Annotated in this window: 14 protein-coding genes and 1 tRNA gene; 9 read left to right on the forward strand and 6 right to left on the reverse strand. The window is 38.2% G+C overall.

Going from position 1 to position 16,481, the window contains the following annotated elements:
- Nucleotides 1-34 precede the first annotated feature (34 nt).
- From P0Y49_17030 to P0Y49_17040, 3 genes are all read right to left on the reverse strand, one after another.
- Complete coding sequence (locus tag P0Y49_17030; GenBank protein ID WEK18496.1) at nucleotides 35-2,935, reverse strand: DEAD/DEAH box helicase family protein; 2,901 nt, start codon at nucleotides 2,933-2,935, stop codon at nucleotides 35-37.
- Nucleotides 2,936-3,042: 107 nt separating this feature from the next.
- Complete coding sequence (locus P0Y49_17035; GenBank protein ID WEK18497.1) at nucleotides 3,043-3,798, reverse strand: nucleotidyl transferase AbiEii/AbiGii toxin family protein; 756 nt, start codon at nucleotides 3,796-3,798, stop codon at nucleotides 3,043-3,045.
- A complete protein-coding gene (locus tag P0Y49_17040; GenBank protein WEK18498.1) occupies nucleotides 3,722-4,234 on the reverse strand; it encodes a hypothetical protein in 513 nt (170 codons plus the stop codon). Before P0Y49_17040 ends, P0Y49_17035 begins: the two co-directional genes overlap by 77 nt.
- Nucleotides 4,235-4,394: 160 nt before the next feature.
- On the opposite strand from P0Y49_17040, the gene P0Y49_17045 reads away from it, so the two are divergent.
- Nucleotides 4,395-4,598, forward strand: a complete 204-nt coding sequence (locus tag P0Y49_17045; protein WEK18499.1) for a hypothetical protein — start codon at nucleotides 4,395-4,397, stop codon at nucleotides 4,596-4,598.
- Between the two features lie 436 nt (nucleotides 4,599-5,034).
- On the opposite strand, the gene P0Y49_17050 is transcribed toward P0Y49_17045, so the two are convergent.
- The 3 genes from P0Y49_17050 to P0Y49_17060 form a co-directional block, all read right to left on the reverse strand.
- Nucleotides 5,035-5,111 (reverse strand) — tRNA-Arg (locus tag P0Y49_17050).
- Between the two features lie 99 nt (nucleotides 5,112-5,210).
- Nucleotides 5,211-5,675: a redoxin domain-containing protein gene (locus P0Y49_17055; protein ID WEK18500.1), complete on the reverse strand. Its 465-nt coding sequence runs from the start codon at nucleotides 5,673-5,675 to the stop codon at nucleotides 5,211-5,213.
- 187 nt (nucleotides 5,676-5,862) lie between these two features.
- Entirely contained in the window at nucleotides 5,863-6,768 is a 906-nt protein-coding gene (locus tag P0Y49_17060; protein ID WEK18501.1) for an SDR family oxidoreductase, read from the reverse strand.
- A gap of 217 nt (nucleotides 6,769-6,985) precedes the next feature.
- Here P0Y49_17060 and atpD point away from each other — a divergent pair, with 217 nt between their 5' ends.
- The 8 genes from atpD (at nucleotide 6,986) to ilvC (ending at nucleotide 16,434) form a co-directional block, all read left to right on the forward strand.
- Nucleotides 6,986-8,491, forward strand: a complete 1,506-nt coding sequence (gene atpD, locus P0Y49_17065; protein ID WEK18502.1) for a F0F1 ATP synthase subunit beta — start codon at nucleotides 6,986-6,988, stop codon at nucleotides 8,489-8,491.
- A gap of 66 nt (nucleotides 8,492-8,557) precedes the next feature.
- The gene (gene atpC / locus P0Y49_17070) at nucleotides 8,558-8,800 is read left to right on the forward strand and encodes an ATP synthase F1 subunit epsilon (GenBank protein WEK18503.1); all 243 of its coding nucleotides are present in this window, start codon (nucleotides 8,558-8,560) and stop codon (nucleotides 8,798-8,800) included.
- Nucleotides 8,801-9,323: 523 nt separating this feature from the next.
- On the forward strand, nucleotides 9,324-10,214 hold the full coding sequence (locus P0Y49_17075) for a branched-chain amino acid transaminase (GenBank protein WEK18504.1): 891 nt from the start codon (nucleotides 9,324-9,326) through the stop codon (nucleotides 10,212-10,214).
- A gap of 118 nt (nucleotides 10,215-10,332) precedes the next feature.
- Entirely contained in the window at nucleotides 10,333-12,030 is a 1,698-nt protein-coding gene (gene ilvD, locus P0Y49_17080) for a dihydroxy-acid dehydratase (GenBank protein ID WEK18505.1), read from the forward strand.
- Nucleotides 12,031-12,065: 35 nt separating this feature from the next.
- Nucleotides 12,066-13,805, forward strand: a complete 1,740-nt coding sequence (ilvB, locus tag P0Y49_17085; protein WEK18506.1) for a biosynthetic-type acetolactate synthase large subunit — start codon at nucleotides 12,066-12,068, stop codon at nucleotides 13,803-13,805.
- A gap of 9 nt (nucleotides 13,806-13,814) precedes the next feature.
- The gene (gene ilvN / locus P0Y49_17090; protein WEK18507.1) at nucleotides 13,815-14,432 is read left to right on the forward strand and encodes an acetolactate synthase small subunit; all 618 of its coding nucleotides are present in this window, start codon (nucleotides 13,815-13,817) and stop codon (nucleotides 14,430-14,432) included.
- 12 nt (nucleotides 14,433-14,444) lie between these two features.
- The gene (locus P0Y49_17095) at nucleotides 14,445-14,912 is read left to right on the forward strand and encodes a DinB family protein (GenBank protein ID WEK18508.1); all 468 of its coding nucleotides are present in this window, start codon (nucleotides 14,445-14,447) and stop codon (nucleotides 14,910-14,912) included.
- 40 nt (nucleotides 14,913-14,952) lie between these two features.
- The gene (gene ilvC, locus P0Y49_17100) at nucleotides 14,953-16,434 is read left to right on the forward strand and encodes a ketol-acid reductoisomerase (protein WEK18509.1); all 1,482 of its coding nucleotides are present in this window, start codon (nucleotides 14,953-14,955) and stop codon (nucleotides 16,432-16,434) included.
- The last annotated feature ends 47 nt before the right edge of the window (nucleotides 16,435-16,481 follow it).

Here is a 16,481-nt window from a genome sequence, read left to right on the forward strand (position 1 = left end):
CATTTGTCTCTATAGTAGTGATAAAATATTTTGATTAAGTCAAATGTTGCTCTAAGTCATCTTTCCATGTTACAAACCCTTTGCGTTCATCAGAGTAATCATGTAAAACGCGGCTGAAATTTATTGGGGCTGATTCTAAAAATGCAAATCGACCCTCATTTCGAATTTTATGAAGATCCTTATCAATACTATAAAGCATATTTTTGAGTTCTGAAATTTCTTTTGGTGCATGCCACAAATAAGTAGCCTCATCTGTATCGAGTGTCTCCATAACGATATGATAGTGCTCCTTTCCAGCTATCAAAAAAACAAAAGCAAACGGACTCAACACAAATCTTATTTTCAATACATTACCTAAATGTAGTTCTGATAGATATCTTAACTGTATTTTATGTCGATAATTTCCCCGGGTCAATACATCATTTAATAATTCGTTTCCTGAATCATATAATGTCTGGCTAGCATCTCCGGCATTAAGCAGGGATACTTCAATATTTTTACCTAGAAGATTACCCTTCCTAAATAAATTCTTTTCAGCAAAACGAAAACGCACACTGTCTACAACCTCACGATCCAGTTTTTTTATATCATCGCATGTTGCCGATTTCCCTACAATAATACCATCCTCAATAACTATACAAATTGCTATGATAATCGTTTTGGCATTCAAAAATTTCTCAAAGTACGACTTCAGCACATCGAATTCCGGGCGCATATGGAGATTCTCAATACCAAATGAAACCTCTTGTTCTATCTCCTTTATAAATTCACAAAAGACAACCCCACCATATAAAAAGTCAAGTGATTCAATGGCAACTTTAATATTCCGCTCAATAATTTGATCGTTGAAAGGATTTACTAAATTACTTACTGGTTTTACCTCTTCATCTACCTCAATAACATCATCAAATAATGTTCTATGTCTTATCAGTTTTTTGTAATATACGTTCCTTTTAAGGAACATCGCATTTAAATAATCAATCTTAATGTCTCTATAGTCATAAATCACTGGAGTTAGTTCAGAACGCTGAACCCGACCAATGTATTGGATCAGTTTACCTTCAAAAGAAAACGGATAGACTAAAAATAAACATTGGGCATTATGAAGATCAGACCCTTCTCCAAAAAATTGTCCAGTTGTAATGAGTACCTGGTAATTCCCTGCCTTTAAGATCTTCCATTTAGCATTACGACTGGATTCCGAATCGTCGCCACTTAATGTAACTGTCTCAAAAGATTGTTTTAAATATTGCTGTAAGGTTTCAATATGCTCTTTTCTCTCGGTAAGTATAACCACTCGTTTTCCCGTACTCAATTGAAAAGTTACATCCTTTAAAATCAGCTTATTTCTTTCGGAATCATGAATAAGTATATTTGATAGTGTTTCGAAGCGATCTGTTTTGGCATTGTATGCTACGTTCAAAGCTGTATTCCTTATGATAATCTCAGGTTGTCCTGATGCTCCCCTGTCGCTGGATTTCATTTCTGAAATTACTTCTCCTAAATGTACTGAAATCAGTCTGTCATCACTGTTTTTTCGAAAAGGTGTAGCAGTAAGACCATATAAATAATAAGAATAGAAAAGTGATACCGCATTTTTAAATGTCTCCGCAGCAATATGATGACATTCATCAATAATAATAATTCCGAAGGCGCGAACCAATTGGTCAGCTTCAGGCTTTTGCAATTCTTTACCTAAGCTTTGTATCATTGCAATGGTAATCTGTTTCCCTATTTTTGTTTTACTTTGTCCTATCCGGCCAATATCCTGCTTTGGAATTCCAAGGAAAGCTTCAATTCTCTCTGCCCATTGATCTGCCAGTTGATTACGGTGAACAATTATTAACGCGGGTTGCTGTTTATCCGCAATGATTTTAAGCCCAACAACAGTTTTCCCCGAACCAGGTGGTGCAACTATTATACCTATATCTTTTTTGGATGCAGCCTCTACCGCAGGTAACTGATATTCTCGTAAAGAAGCATGGAATGAAAAACTTGTAGGAGCAAGTAACTTCCGATGATCATCTAGCTGATATTGAATATTGTTTTTAATGCAATAAACTAACAACTTCTTAATAAAACCTTTTGGAATAATAGCGTATTCATTTACCTCCTCAATAAATTTAAAATATCGCTTTGTCCCAAATGTATTCCTGCCGCTATTCTTTTTAATGATGAAGTCTGCATTAAAAAAATTAAGTTCATCCCTCAGGAAAGATGCCAAGGCAGTACTCATTCCATTTCGATTGATTTCAATAGTATTTGATAACTTAATTACAAGCTTTCCAGGTTCAACTACACTTTCACTTTTGGAGTTGGTCAGTAATAGAAATATTTGGTCTAAATCATTAGTAGAAATCCGACTAATGTTACTTAGAAACTCCCATTGATCTGCATAAGGGATTGCTGTTTCAGGCACAATGAAGCAACTGTTACCAAATTCCAATGCGTTCTTATACAAAGGCAAAGCAATCAGGTTCCCAAAACCTTTGCCGGAATGTTTATCCTGATTGGGGAAAAGCCTGTCGAAACTAGAATTTTTGTCAAAAATAGAGACTATCCCTGCTCTCTCTAATAAAGTAAGTACAATTATTCTGCTCTTAAAAGCCGGATATGGTTGGGTAAAAAACATCCAAACATGCCCACCTTTGCCGCTACGCGAACGTTCCAGATAGGCAGGGATATTGTAGCTTGCACATATGGCTATGAAACTTCTACAGTCTTCCAGCCAACTATTTTTATCAAAATCCGCGGCAATCAACCAAGAAGTATTATCTTGTAAAAGTGGATACAATCCTATTAACTGTCCACCTTCAAGATGTCTCTGAATCTGGTCATCAGTCAGAGGGAGATAATTTATTGTTTCTGAACCAGCTGACGTTGTGCTTTTCTTATAAATTTTGTTGAAGTAGGGATCATATAACTTAGCAGGCATATAACCACTTTTGGTTCCTTTTGACCAGTGAATTGCGAAAACATCTTCCCGACCTTTAAATAAAGAGCTATATAGAGATTGTTTATATTTGATTGAATAACCCAAATTTATCTTAGTAAAACAGAACGTAGTTTATCGATAATCTCAGAAGCCTCCGAACCATAATATGAATTTTGCATATGGCAACCAATCCCTTCAATAAAATCATCATTATGTAGCATACTTCCGACTTCTATGCGTAGATATTCAAGTACGTCTTGAGGTGCATCGACTAACTTTAATTCCAGATCATGGCAATGTTCAAAAACAAAGACCATATCCTCAAAATCGTGGCTCGCTCTAAAATTGCTTTTGCCACGTGATTTAAATGCCTCCCATTTTGATGCTAAAAAGTAAGGCACACTGAAAATACTAACCCTTGTTTGGCTATCAAGTTCTACCGTTTCAGCAAATTTGAATCCATCTGGATACCAACGATTACTAAAGCCAATCACATTCGGATCAGTAGGCATAATATCTACCGTCAGGCCATGAATCTTAAACCGGCAAATTACACCTGATTCTATATCATTACTAAAACCCAATGCTATCATTTTCTCACTAATCTCTGCATATCCTGAGTAGCTAATTAGTTCGACAACGACATCGACATCTTCTGTAGGCCTTATATCCTCAGTCCTATCCGGGTAGGTCGCATATAATCCTACAGTTGCTCCTCCTACAAACACAAAAGGACGATCGAGACCTTCCAATAGTTTTGCTACGTCTTTAATTCTGATAATATGTTCATGCATTTTTGATAATCCTTTCCAGTTCTTGTATAGCAACTTCTTTTTCCCTGACTTTCCCGATCCGCATAACATCTAAAAGAGTCAATACATGGTATAAGATCTCATCGGATTGTGCTGCATCTATAGCACCAGGATATAATGGTAAAATACTTCCTCCACGCACAGTACCCTTTGCATAAGGCCAAACCAAATGCTCTTTTGAAATTATCTTATTTGACATATAAGGAGATGACCATGCTGTCGGAATACCTACCGTAATCGGTCCTTTTATAGCCGGAAAAACATATGGAAGTCCATACTGTATAAATTCCAATAATGCCAATTTCATAACTTTTCTTTTGCTTGGGTCTATTAACCCTGCGATAGCAGACCTCTGCAATGAATAACTTACTTCTGCAGGACTGATATATAAAGCTTTCGCAACATCTTTGTTGAGCCAATTATTGTCCGAAATACTTACTTTAATCAGCACAGCTAAGTCTTGAGGCCGCATTCCATTGTGTACCATAATATAAAGATACAAACAATTCATGATTCATGAATCATGAATTAAAAAATGTTGTTAAAGAGAATTTGATATTTAAGTTTAGCATTAATTATCCTCAGAGCAACTTTACTGTACTATAAGCATTATAATTACTTCGATACTCGTTAAGTTTATTTTCAATTTGCAACTTGAGAATTTCTCCACTCCGGATCATTCAGAAACTCAATTGATTTCCAATAATCTACCCGCTGAAATCAATTATATAAAGGAATATGAGAAAATATTACAATTTGGACGTGATAATTATCAAAATATTGATCCGATAGACGCACAAAACATCACGACCCTACTAGAGAGTTTTGCCGAACTAGTAATTGCAGGCTAAATAAAAATTACCGTAGTATAGATAAATAATCAAAACCCTGTCAAACCGTTCATAATCATGTATTCTTGATATGCTCATCTCTACTATTTATTAGACTTTTATTTTATCAGAAGATCGTGAGCTTCGAAAATACAACTAATTTTTAAGGCATTTTTTTGGATTAAATAGGTACCATGCAGGTATTGTTTCTTCTGGTTCGAATTCATTTAACATATCTTCCCAGAAATTCGAACCATTACTTGCTTATCTGAACTCAAGCAAGACATCAAATCACTATTAATCAATAACTTGAGATAAAGTTAACCGAAAAATCTGTAATTTTCGCCCAATTTTATCAGTCAAAATCTGGAAAAATCAGAAAATTCTCAAATTGCTGATTACTAGATATATCGATAAAAAAAAGAAGGAATCTCATTGCTGAAATTCCCTCTTTCTGTGGTGCACTTGTAGGGATTCGAACCCCAAACCTTCTCATCCGTAGTGAGATGCTCTATCCAATTGAGCTACAAATGCATTTCCGTTTCGTTAACGGACTGCAAAAGTAATGCTTCAAATTGATTTTACAAACTTTTTTTGCAAAAAAATCTAAGCATTACCTTTAAAAAATTAAGGTTAAGCTTCAACCACTTCCTTAATTGCATCAAAATCAGGCATATTACCCGCCTCCTCTAAAACCTCCGAATGGATAATTTTTCCTTCTTCATCGATTACAAAAGCTGCTCTTTTTGATACTCCCTTTAAATTAAGAACAAAATCTTCATAAAATGAGCTGTAAGCTTGTGATATTTCTTTGTTGAAATCTGACAATAAAGGGAACTGGTAAGCCTGTTCTTCTTTAAACTTAGCCAATGTAAAAGGAGAATCAACTGAAATTCCTACAACATCAGCATTCATTCCCTGGTAATAACCAAAGCTATCTCTCATTGTACATAGTTGTGCTGTGCAAACTCCTGTAAATGCCAAAGGAAAAAAGTGTACAACCAATTTCTTCCCTTTATAATCTGACAGAGATACTTCTTTCAAATCAGTATTTAATAATGTAAAATCTGGGGCTTTGTCGCCAACTTGTAATGCCATATTAGTTTATTTTTATTAGTAGTATATTTTTTAAATGTATGCTGATAATAATTAGTCTGATAAAGATCCTTCACAAGATTAAGGTTTCTTCACACCTTGTTCACACCTCCTTCACACCAAACCCACAAAAAGGTACCTTTTTGTGAAGGAAGTGTGTCTAATGTGTGGATCATGTGAGGAGCAGTCCTTAACTCCTGTTTAGCTGCCGGTCAATTATTGCCAAACCTTCCTCAAAACTCCGAGGCTTATAGCCCAGTTCCGAAATGGTCTTATCTAATATGAAACCTGTTCTTGCAGGTCTTTTTGCAGTTTGATTTAAAGTCTCGGCACTAACCTCATTAATCAGGGTTTTATCCAGATGCCAATAATCGGCTACACGGGCAACCAATTCAGAAATGCTCATCATATCTTTTCCCGAAGCATTGTAAACGCCGCGGGCATCTTTTTCCACTGCAAGTAAGCAACAATCTGCCAAATCTTCGGCCAGAGTTGGCATCCGCCACTGATCATTAACCACATTAATAGGATTACCCTTTTCAAGCGCCCCCTTAGCCCATAGTACAATATTGCTTCTACTCATATCACTCACAATACCATATACTATAATGGTACGAAGGATTGCCCAACGGCAGGTAGAATTTTTGATAACCTCTTCCGCTTCCAGTTTGGTAATTCCATAATAGCTTAAAGGATTCGGAGGAGCCACTTCATCATATGGGCCATTAGCACCATCAAATATAAAATCCGTTGATAAATGCACCAACTGAATATTATGTTCTTCGCAAAGCGACACCAATGTTTTCACAGCTCCAACATTTAGCTGATGCGCCAATACCTTTTCAGACTCACAAGTATCCACATTGGTCATAGCAGCAGTGTTAATAATTGCATCCGGCTGATATTTTTCTACAACTGCCTTAACATTTTTAGGATCAAGAATATCCATTTCGGCATAAGTGTACCCTACTTTAACAGGAAAACGATTAACCCCTTTTGAAGTTGCAATGAGATTAAACTGGTTCGTTTCCAGTAATCGCTGTGTTATTTTCTGTCCTAAAAGGCCATTACTACCTGTTACCAGTATTGTCTTCATGAGCTTATAATTTCTTAATTAACAGTCATACAAGGCCCTAAACCCTCGATTTTATGCTGCTTATGTACTCGCTAAAATACCATTTTAAAAACTGTTGAAAAACTTTTTATTTATATATGCAATTCTTGTATAAAAATTTTAACTTTGCAAACCAAATTGTAGGCTTATAAAAGGGCCTTTAACAAATTGATATTTATAATTTTACCCAAAACAATATATGCCTAACATTGGAAAAATAGCGCAGATTATAGGACCGGTAGTTGACGTGAGTTTTGCTGACGATGCTCATTTACCTCAAATTTTCTCTGCATTAGAGATTGAAAAAGAAAACGGACAGAAGGTCGTTTTAGAAGTTCAACAACATCTTGGTGAAGACCGCATACGTGCAATCGCTATGGACTCGACCGACGGTTTAGTTCGCGGAATGAAAGTACTAGATACTGGATCTCCTATCAAAATGCCTGTTGGTGACCAAATTAAAGGTCGTTTATTCAATGTTGTTGGTGAAGCTATTGACGGTATCAACGCAGTTGATAAAGTAGATGGCAGGCCAATTCACAATGCCCCTCCTAAATTTGAAGATTTATCAACTGAAACTGAAGTACTTTTTACAGGTATCAAAGTAATCGATTTATTAGAGCCTTATGCTAAAGGTGGTAAAATCGGTTTGTTCGGCGGTGCGGGTGTAGGTAAAACCGTATTGATCATGGAATTGGTAAACAACATTGCGAAAGCATATGCTGGTTTATCTGTATTTGCTGGTGTGGGTGAGCGTACACGTGAAGGTAATGACCTTTTACGTGAGTTTATCGAATCTGGGGTAATCAACTATGGTGATGATTTCTTGCATTCAATGGAAAAAGGTGGATGGGACTTGAGTAAAGTTGATACAGACAAATTAAAAGAGTCTAAAGCAACATTGGTGTTCGGTCAAATGAACGAGCCTCCAGGTGCACGTGCTCGTGTAGCATTATCTGGATTAACAGTTGCTGAATATTTCCGTGATGGTGAAGGTGAAGGCGCTGGAAAAGATATCCTTTTCTTCGTTGATAATATCTTCCGTTTCACTCAAGCTGGTTCTGAGGTATCTGCACTATTAGGTCGTATGCCTTCTGCGGTAGGTTACCAACCAACCCTGGCTACTGAGATGGGTTTAATGCAAGAGCGTATTACCTCAACTAAACGTGGTTCAATTACATCTGTACAAGCTGTATATGTACCTGCGGATGATTTAACTGACCCTGCTCCGGCTACAACATTTGCCCACTTAGATGCAACAACTGTATTGTCTCGTAAAATTGCTGAGTTAGGTATCTATCCTGCAGTGGATCCATTGGATTCTACTTCACGTATCCTTTCTCCTGCTGTTTTAGGTGACGAACACTACAATACTGCTCAACGCGTAAAAGAAACTTTACAACGTTATAAAGAACTTCAGGATATCATCGCCATCTTAGGTATGGACGAGTTATCTGAGGAAGATAAATTAATCGTATCACGCGCACGCCGTGTTCAACGTTTCTTATCTCAACCTTTCCACGTTGCTGAGCAATTTACAGGATTAAAAGGTGTATTGGTTGACATTAAAGATACCATCAAAGGATTTAACATGATCATGGATGGTGAAGTTGATGAGTATCCAGAAGCAGCATTTAACCTTGTAGGTAGCATTGAAGAAGCTATTGAAAAAGGTAAAAAACTATTAGCGGAAGCAAATAACTAATATTGATAAATAGCGGCGAGGTTTGAGCTGAATGATTCAAACCTCGCCGCTCCTATCTAAAAGCAAATGACATTAGAAATATTAACACCAGACAAGAAAGTTTTTGAAGGAGAGGTAACTGCTGTTACCGTACCGGGAACAATGGGCTCGTTCCAGATTTTGCACGACCATGCTCCTATTATTTCTACTTTGGAGGATGGCCCCGTAATTATTAAAAGCAAAACCGGCGATAATACCTTTATTATTAAAGGTGGTGTGGTTGAGGTCTTAAAAAACAAGATTATTGTTTTGGCCGAAGGGGTTGCTTAATATTTTATCATACAATATTGTAAAGCCCTTTGAAATTTCAAAGGGCTTTTTTTGTATCCAATAAAATATGATTTTCATCAACTTTTTTGGTAGACCACTCGGTTTTAGGAAGAAAATCACAAAAAATACAATGCTCGCATAACAACCATACCGAATACCGAAATCATATTTGGTATAGTAGCATCCAATTAACATACCAAAAATAGCAATATCAACAAATTAAAATCTGACTTTATTTAAAACAAAAGAATTATATTTTTTTTCAATTATTTTCACCCAGCTATTGATAGTTTAAATAGCAAGAACTAAATTGGATTTATAAAGCAATAACAAATAAATAATAAAATGAACCTTTCAATTACAGCATTATTTAATGTCATTATTAACCTTATTATTCTTCTGATTCTTCAGAAGGACAAGGCGCTGTAAATGAATATTTAATAAAAAAAATATACGCAAGCGCCCCCCAAAAGTGGCGCTTTTTTAATGAAACAATATCATACCAAAACATAGCTATAACCAAATGCAATACTTTAACTCAAATACAGTGCTTTACTTAAATGGCCAGTTCCAAAAAGCAACTGACACGACTGCAGATATTTACGGGCAGTCATTACACTATGGCTATGCTGTATTTGAAGGAATAAGAGCATACAATACCCATAATGGAACCCGGGTTTTTAAAGCCAGAGAACATTATGAACGCTTAAAGCGCTCTGCAGAATTGATGCATATCCCCTTTCCATGGGATGTAAAAGACCTAATCAAGCAGACCTACAAATTATTGGAAATCAATAATTTGAAAAACGCTTACATCCGCCCCCTAATTTATTGCGCACCTAACATGTCATTAATCGGTGGAACAAAACCATCCATTATGATCTGTGCATGGGAATGGGGCGCTTACCTTGGACACGAACAATTAAAAGTTTGTATTTCGAGTTACGAAAGACCCAATCCTAAATCGACACAAATAGAAGCTAAAGTAAGTGGCAATTATGTAAACTCCATACTAGCTACAACCGAAGCAAAGAGCAAAGGTTTTGACGAAGCATTATTGCTGGACATGAACCAAAAGATTGCGGAAGCTCCAGGGGCAAATATCTTCATTGAAAAGAATGGAAAATTGTTTACCCCTCCACTAGGTAACATCTTACCAGGTATAACTCGCGCAACGGTAATCGAATTATGCCGGGTCCTTGATATTGAGGTGATAGAAAAGCACTTAACTGTAACCGACCTGAAACATGCTGATAGTGCATTTTTCTGCGGTACAGCTTCTGAAATTGCAGGAATAGCTTCAATTGATGAATATAAGTTTCCGGTCAGATGGATTGATTCGATTGGTGCAACCATACAGCGCACTTATAAATGCCTGGTATTAGAAAAACAGAACTACGAAGTGATTATTTAGAACCAGGATAAAAGAGCCAGGAACAAGGAGCAAAGATTAAGGAGCCAGGAACAAGGATTAAAGATAAAAGAGCTAAGACAAATAAAAATATAAGAACCTAATATACCGAACTAAAAATATGTCACAGACACCAGAAATTAACCGATACAGTAAGACGTTTACACAAGACCCGACACAACCAGCAGCACAGGCGATGTTGTATGGAATTGGATTGACCAAAGCAGATATGGATAAAGCGCAAGTCGGTATTGCCAGCATGGGTTATGATGGAAATACCTGCAATATGCACTTAAACGATCTGGCTCAAATTGTAAAAAAAGGTGTCTGGAACAATGACATGGTGGGTTTAACCTTTGGTACCATTGGCGTAAGTGACGGTATGTCTAATGGTACAGACGGTATGCGTTACTCGCTGGTATCAAGAGATGTGATTGCAGATTCTATTGAAACCATTTGTGGCGGCCAATATTATGATGGTTTGATCACCATTCCCGGCTGTGATAAAAACATGCCCGGATCAATCATGGCAATGGGACGTTTAAACCGCCCATCTATTATGGTTTACGGAGGAAGTATCCACTCTGGAAAATATAAAGGTGCCTCATTAAATATCGTATCTGCATTTGAGGCTTTAGGACAAAAATTAGCAGGCAATTTAGAAGAAGAAGATTTTCAGGGCGTAATCAAAAATGCTTGTCCTGGAGCAGGTGCATGTGGTGGTATGTATACGGCAAATACGATGGCTTCGGCAATTGAGGCTTTGGGAATGAGTTTGCCTTACAGTTCCTCTTATCCTGCAACGAGCGACGAGAAAAAGAAAGAATGTACAGATGCCGGAAAATATATCCGCATTCTGTTAGAACAAAATATCCTTCCTGCTGATATCATGACTGAAAAGGCATTCCACAATGCAATTGTAACTGTTATGGTCTTAGGTGGTTCTACCAATGCAGTATTGCACTTAATTGCAATGGCTAAATCTGTCGGGTTGAATTTAAAATTAGAAGATTTCCAGAGAATTAGTGACAGTACCCCGGTATTGGGCGACTTAAAACCGAGTGGAACTTACTTAATGGAAGACCTGCACGAAATTGGTGGTGTACCTGCAGTATTAAAATATTTATTAAAAGTAGGATTGGTACATGGTGATTGTTTAACAGTTACCGGTAAAACTTTAGCAGAAAACGTTGCTGAAGCTGCTGACCTGGATTTTGACACCCAGAAAATCATCTTCCCGATAGAAAATCCAATCAAAGAAACGGGTCACCTGCAAATGTTATATGGAAACCTTGCAACTAAAGGTTCGGTAGCTAAGATCAGCGGCAAAGAGGGAGAGAAATTTACAGGTCCTGCGCGTGTTTTTGACGGAGAAAAATCTCTTATGGTTGGTATCCAGAGCGGAAGAGTAAAAAGTGGAGATGTGGTCGTGATCAGACAGGTTGGTCCTAAAGGTGCACCTGGTATGCCGGAGATGCTGAAACCTACTTCATTGATTATTGGCGCAGGTTTAGGTAAATCGGTAGCATTGATTACCGACGGACGTTTCTCTGGTGGAACGCACGGTTTTGTGGTAGGTCATATCACCCCTGAAGCATGGGACGGTGGAAACATAGCCCTGGTTCATGATGATGACATCATTACCATTGACGCAGTAAACAATACAATAAATGTTCACCTGACAGATGAGCAACTGGCTACACGCCGGGTAGTCTGGACACAGTTACCTCCACCCGTCACCAAAGGAGTACTCTACAAATACATTAAGCAAGTAAGCAATGCCAGTGAAGGCTGTGTTACCGATGCCTACACTGATTAACCTAATTTAAAACCTCATTACCTAATAATAAAACAATGGATACAGCACAAGAGGAAGCAACCACCTTAACCGAGCCTAAGAAGACCGTAAACGTTTCAGGTTCGGTAGCTTTATTGGAAGGATTAATTGCCGAAGGCACCGATACCATTTTTGGTTATCCCGGTGGCGCAATTATGCCAATTTATGATGCATTATACGATTATAAAGATAAATTAAAACATATCCTGGTACGTCACGAACAAGGTGGCACACACGCCGGTCAAGGTTACGCACGTACCTCCGGAAAAGTTGGTGTAGTATTCGGTACCAGCGGTCCGGGTGCAACCAACCTGGTTACAGGTTTGGCAGATGCACAGATAGACAGTACACCTATGGTATGTATTACCGGACAGGTTTATGCACACTTATTGGGTACTGATGCTTTCCAGGAAACTGACGTGATCAATATCACCACGCCGGTAACCAAATGGAATTACCAGATTACAGATGCGACAGAAATCCCTGGTGTGTTGGCTAAAGCATTCTACATTGCGCGTAGCGGCAGACCTGGACCTGTCTTGATCGACATCACTAAAAATGCGCAGTTGCAAATGTTCGATTATGAAGGCTATACCCCTTGCGATCATGTACGTAGCTACCGTCCGAAACCACTAATCAGAAAAGAATATATTGAGCAGGCCGCCGAATTGATCAATTCAGCCAAAAAGCCTTTTATATTGTTCGGACAAGGTGTTTCTTTAGGAAATGCAGAGCAAGAGTTCAAAACTTTCGTAGAGAAAAGTGGCATTCCTGCGGCATGGACAATTTTAGGTGCCGGCGCGATCTCAACAGATCATCCTTTAAATGTTGGTATGTTGGGCATGCATGGTAACTATGGTCCTAACGTACAAACCAATGCCTGCGATGTATTGATTGCTGTAGGTATGCGTTTTGACGACCGTGTAACTGGCCGTTTAGACAAATATGCTAAGCAAGCCAAGGTAATCCACTTAGATATTGACCCTGCAGAAATTGATAAAAACGTAAAAGCTGATGTTCCGGTTTGGGGAGATTGTAAAGAAACTTTACCGCTTTTAACTGCATTGATTGAAGAAAAGCAACATACAGAATGGCTGGCTGAATTCAGGGCTTTTGATAAAACTGAACAAGAAACAGTCATTCAGAAAGAATTAAACCCTGGAACAGGAGAAATGACCATGGGCGAAGTAATCAACCAACTGAATGAGTTAACCAAAGGTGAAGCGGTAATTGTAACTGATGTAGGCCAGCACCAGATGGTGGCTTGTCGTTATGCTAAGTTTAACCATACCCGCAGCAACATTACCAGTGGTGGATTGGGAACTATGGGATTTGGCTTACCTGCGGCTATAGGTGCTAAGTTTGGTGCGCCTGACCGTACTGTTGTTGCAGTAATTGGTGACGGTGGTTTTCAGATGACCTTACAGGAATTAGGTACCATTATGCAAAGTGGTATAGATGTAAAGATCATGATCCTGAACAATAGGTTCCTAGGTATGGTTCGTCAGTGGCAACAGTTATTCCACGACAAGCGTTATTCGTTTGTAGACATCGCCAGTCCGGATTTTGTAAAGCTGGCCGATTCTTATTACATCGCCGGCAGAAAAATCTCTGAGCGTGATGACTTGGTTAGCGCTTTAACAGACATGCTAAACCATAAAGGCTCCTACCTTTTAGAAGTAATGGTTGCCCAGGAACACAATGTGTTCCCAATGGTTCCCCAAGGTAGCAGTGTTAGTGAAATCAGACTTAAATAATTAAAGACCATGAGCAATTCGCAGGATATAGAATTAAATGGAAAGCAGGAATTTACGATCACTGCATATACCGAAAATCAGATCGGTATATTAAATCGTATTGCCATTATATTTTCAAGAAGAAAAATAAATATTGAAAGCTTAAACACCTCCCCTTCTGAGATTGAGCACATTCACCGCTTCAATATCGTGATTCACGAAACTGAAGAAGTAGTACGTAAGCTTTGTCGTCAGATAGAAAAACAAGTAGAGGTTTTGAAGGTGTATTACAATACCAACGAAGACATCATCTGGCAGGAACTTGCACTTTACAAAGTACCAACAGATATCGTTGCTGAACGTGCTCCGGTGGAGCGATTGCTTCGGGCGTTTGGTGCTCGTGCGGTAGTGATCCGTAAGGATTATACCGTGTTCGAAGCTACAGGACACAGAGAAGAAACCGATAAACTGATCGAAGTTTTACAACCTTATGGGCTGATAGAATTTGTAAGGAGTGCAAGAGTAGCAATTATCAAAGACAGTGAGGGCTTTAATGCTAAATTGAGAGAATTTGAACGCAGAGAACCAGGACAGGAAGTGATTGAAAACGAGTTCCTGGATAAAGAAAAGAATGTATTTAGCATGTAAACGCTTGATCAGATGAAATACCTTTTAAATATTACCAGAAAAACACGCGAGAACTTCATCAGGTTGATCGAAACATCAACTGTTGAGGAACTGAACGAAATTCCGGCAGGTTTTAACAATAACATCATCTGGAACTTCGGTCATATCGTTTCCAGTCAGCAGGGTTTGTGCTACCGACTGGCAAATGTTACGCCTGTAATTGACAAGCAATATATATTGCCTTACACAAAAGGAACCAAACCTGAAAAGTTCATTGGTGCTGAAGAAATAAATACCCTGAAGGAATTGATGCGTAGTACCATCGATCAATTGGAGGAAGACCTGAACAGTAACAAGTTTGTAGACTATAATGCTTTCAAGACCGATTATGGTGTAAAAGTAAAAAGCAATGCCGAAGCTGTTCAATTCTTTGTCGTACATGATGCCCTGCATTATGGAATTGCTTCAGCAATTAAAAAAGTGATCAATACCAAAAAATAAAAATAAACGAACCTTAAAAAAATCTAAAACAATAAAAAAGATGTCAAATTACTTTAACACATTACCTCTTAGAGAACAACTTAACCAATTGGGCGTTTGCGATTTCATGGACAGCGCTGAATTTCTAGATGGCGTAAATGTATTGAAAGGAAAAAAGCTGGTAATTGTAGGCTGTGGCGCACAAGGCTTAAACCAGGGTTTAAATTTAAGAGATAGTGGTTTAGATGTTTCTTATGCTTTACGCGCAGCGGCCATTGAAGGCAAAAGAGATTCATGGAAAAATGCTACAGACAACAACTTTACTGTAGGTACTTATGAAGAATTAATTCCAAATGCCGATGTAGTAATTAACCTTACTCCGGATAAACAACACACTGCGGTAGTAACTGCAGTAATGCCTTTGATGAAAAAAGGTGCTACTTTATTGTACTCTCATGGTTTCAACATTGTTGAAGAAGGTATGCAAATCCGTAAAGACATTACCGTAATCATGGTTGCGCCAAAATGTCCGGGAAGTGAGGTTAGAGCTGAATATGTAAGAGGATTTGGTGTACCTACTTTAATTGCTGTACACCCTGAGAATGATCCTGAAGGAAAAGGTTTGGCACAAGCAAAAGCTTATTGTGTTGGAACAGGTGGCCATAGAGCCGGTGTTTTAAGATCTTCTTTTGTTGCTGAAGTAAAATCTGATTTAATGGGCGAGCAAACCATTCTATGTGGTTTATTGCAAACAGGTTCGATCCTTTCTTTTGACAAAATGGTTGAAAAAGGTATCGATGCTGGTTATGCGTCTAAACTGGTTCAATATGGTGTTGAGGTAATTACTGAAGCCCTTAAACATGGCGGTGTAACCGGTATGATGGACAGGTTAAGTAACCCTGCTAAAATTAAAGCTTTTGAAATCTCGGAAGAATTGAAAAACATCATGCGCCCGTTGTTCCAAAAACATCAGGACGATATCATGAGCGGTGAGTTTAGCAGCACCATGATGGCTGACTGGGCTGCTGGTGATAAAAACCTATTGGCCTGGCGTGCAGAAACCGGTGAAACTGCATTCGAAAAAACGCCTGCAGGTGATGTAAAAATTGCGGAACAAGAATATTTTGATAACTATACTTTAATGGTAGCTTTTGTTAGAGCTGGAGTAGAATTGGCTTTCGAAACCATGGTACAGGCAGGCATCAAACCTGAGTCTGCATACTATGAGTCATTGCACGAAACTCCATTGATCGCAAATACCATCGCACGCAAGAAATTATTTGAAATGAACCGTGTAATTTCTGATACTGCTGAATATGGCTGTTATTTATTTGACCAGGCTTGTAAACCATTATTAGCTGATTTTATGACTAAGGTTGATACTGACCTGGTTGGTAAAAACTTTAATGAAGGTAAGGATGCTGGTATAGACAACAGAGCACTGATTGCAGTAAACGAAGCACTTCGTTCACATCAGGTTGAAACTGTTGGTGCTGAATTGAGAAAAGCAATGACTGCCATGAAATCTATAAAAACAGCATAATTATAAAATAAGTAGCTGCATCATTTTTACAGATGCAGCTACTCCTA

Origin of the sequence: Candidatus Pedobacter colombiensis (assembly GCA_029202485.1) — a bacterium.
Taxonomy (GTDB): domain Bacteria; phylum Bacteroidota; class Bacteroidia; order Sphingobacteriales; family Sphingobacteriaceae; genus Pedobacter; species Pedobacter colombiensis.

Excerpts from the sequence above, each read along its gene's own strand:
- P0Y49_17030 (WEK18496.1), bottom strand. The coding sequence starts at position 2,935 with ATGCCTGCTAAGTTATATGATCCCTACTTCAACAAAATTTATAAGAAA.
- P0Y49_17035 (WEK18497.1), bottom strand. The coding sequence starts at position 3,798 with ATGTTATGCGGATCGGGAAAGTCAGGGAAAAAGAAGTTGCTATACAAG.
- P0Y49_17040 (WEK18498.1), bottom strand. The coding sequence starts at position 4,234 with ATGGTACACAATGGAATGCGGCCTCAAGACTTAGCTGTGCTGATTAAA.
- P0Y49_17055 (WEK18500.1), bottom strand. The coding sequence starts at position 5,675 with ATGGCATTACAAGTTGGCGACAAAGCCCCAGATTTTACATTATTAAAT.
- P0Y49_17060 (WEK18501.1), bottom strand. The coding sequence starts at position 6,768 with ATGAAGACAATACTGGTAACAGGTAGTAATGGCCTTTTAGGACAGAAA.
- atpD (WEK18502.1), top strand. The coding sequence starts at position 6,986 with ATGCCTAACATTGGAAAAATAGCGCAGATTATAGGACCGGTAGTTGAC.
- atpC (WEK18503.1), top strand. The coding sequence starts at position 8,558 with ATGACATTAGAAATATTAACACCAGACAAGAAAGTTTTTGAAGGAGAG.
- P0Y49_17075 (WEK18504.1), top strand. The coding sequence starts at position 9,324 with ATGCAATACTTTAACTCAAATACAGTGCTTTACTTAAATGGCCAGTTC.
- ilvD (WEK18505.1), top strand. The coding sequence starts at position 10,333 with ATGTCACAGACACCAGAAATTAACCGATACAGTAAGACGTTTACACAA.
- ilvB (WEK18506.1), top strand. The coding sequence starts at position 12,066 with ATGGATACAGCACAAGAGGAAGCAACCACCTTAACCGAGCCTAAGAAG.
- ilvN (WEK18507.1), top strand. The coding sequence starts at position 13,815 with ATGAGCAATTCGCAGGATATAGAATTAAATGGAAAGCAGGAATTTACG.
- P0Y49_17095 (WEK18508.1), top strand. The coding sequence starts at position 14,445 with ATGAAATACCTTTTAAATATTACCAGAAAAACACGCGAGAACTTCATC.
- ilvC (WEK18509.1), top strand. The coding sequence starts at position 14,953 with ATGTCAAATTACTTTAACACATTACCTCTTAGAGAACAACTTAACCAA.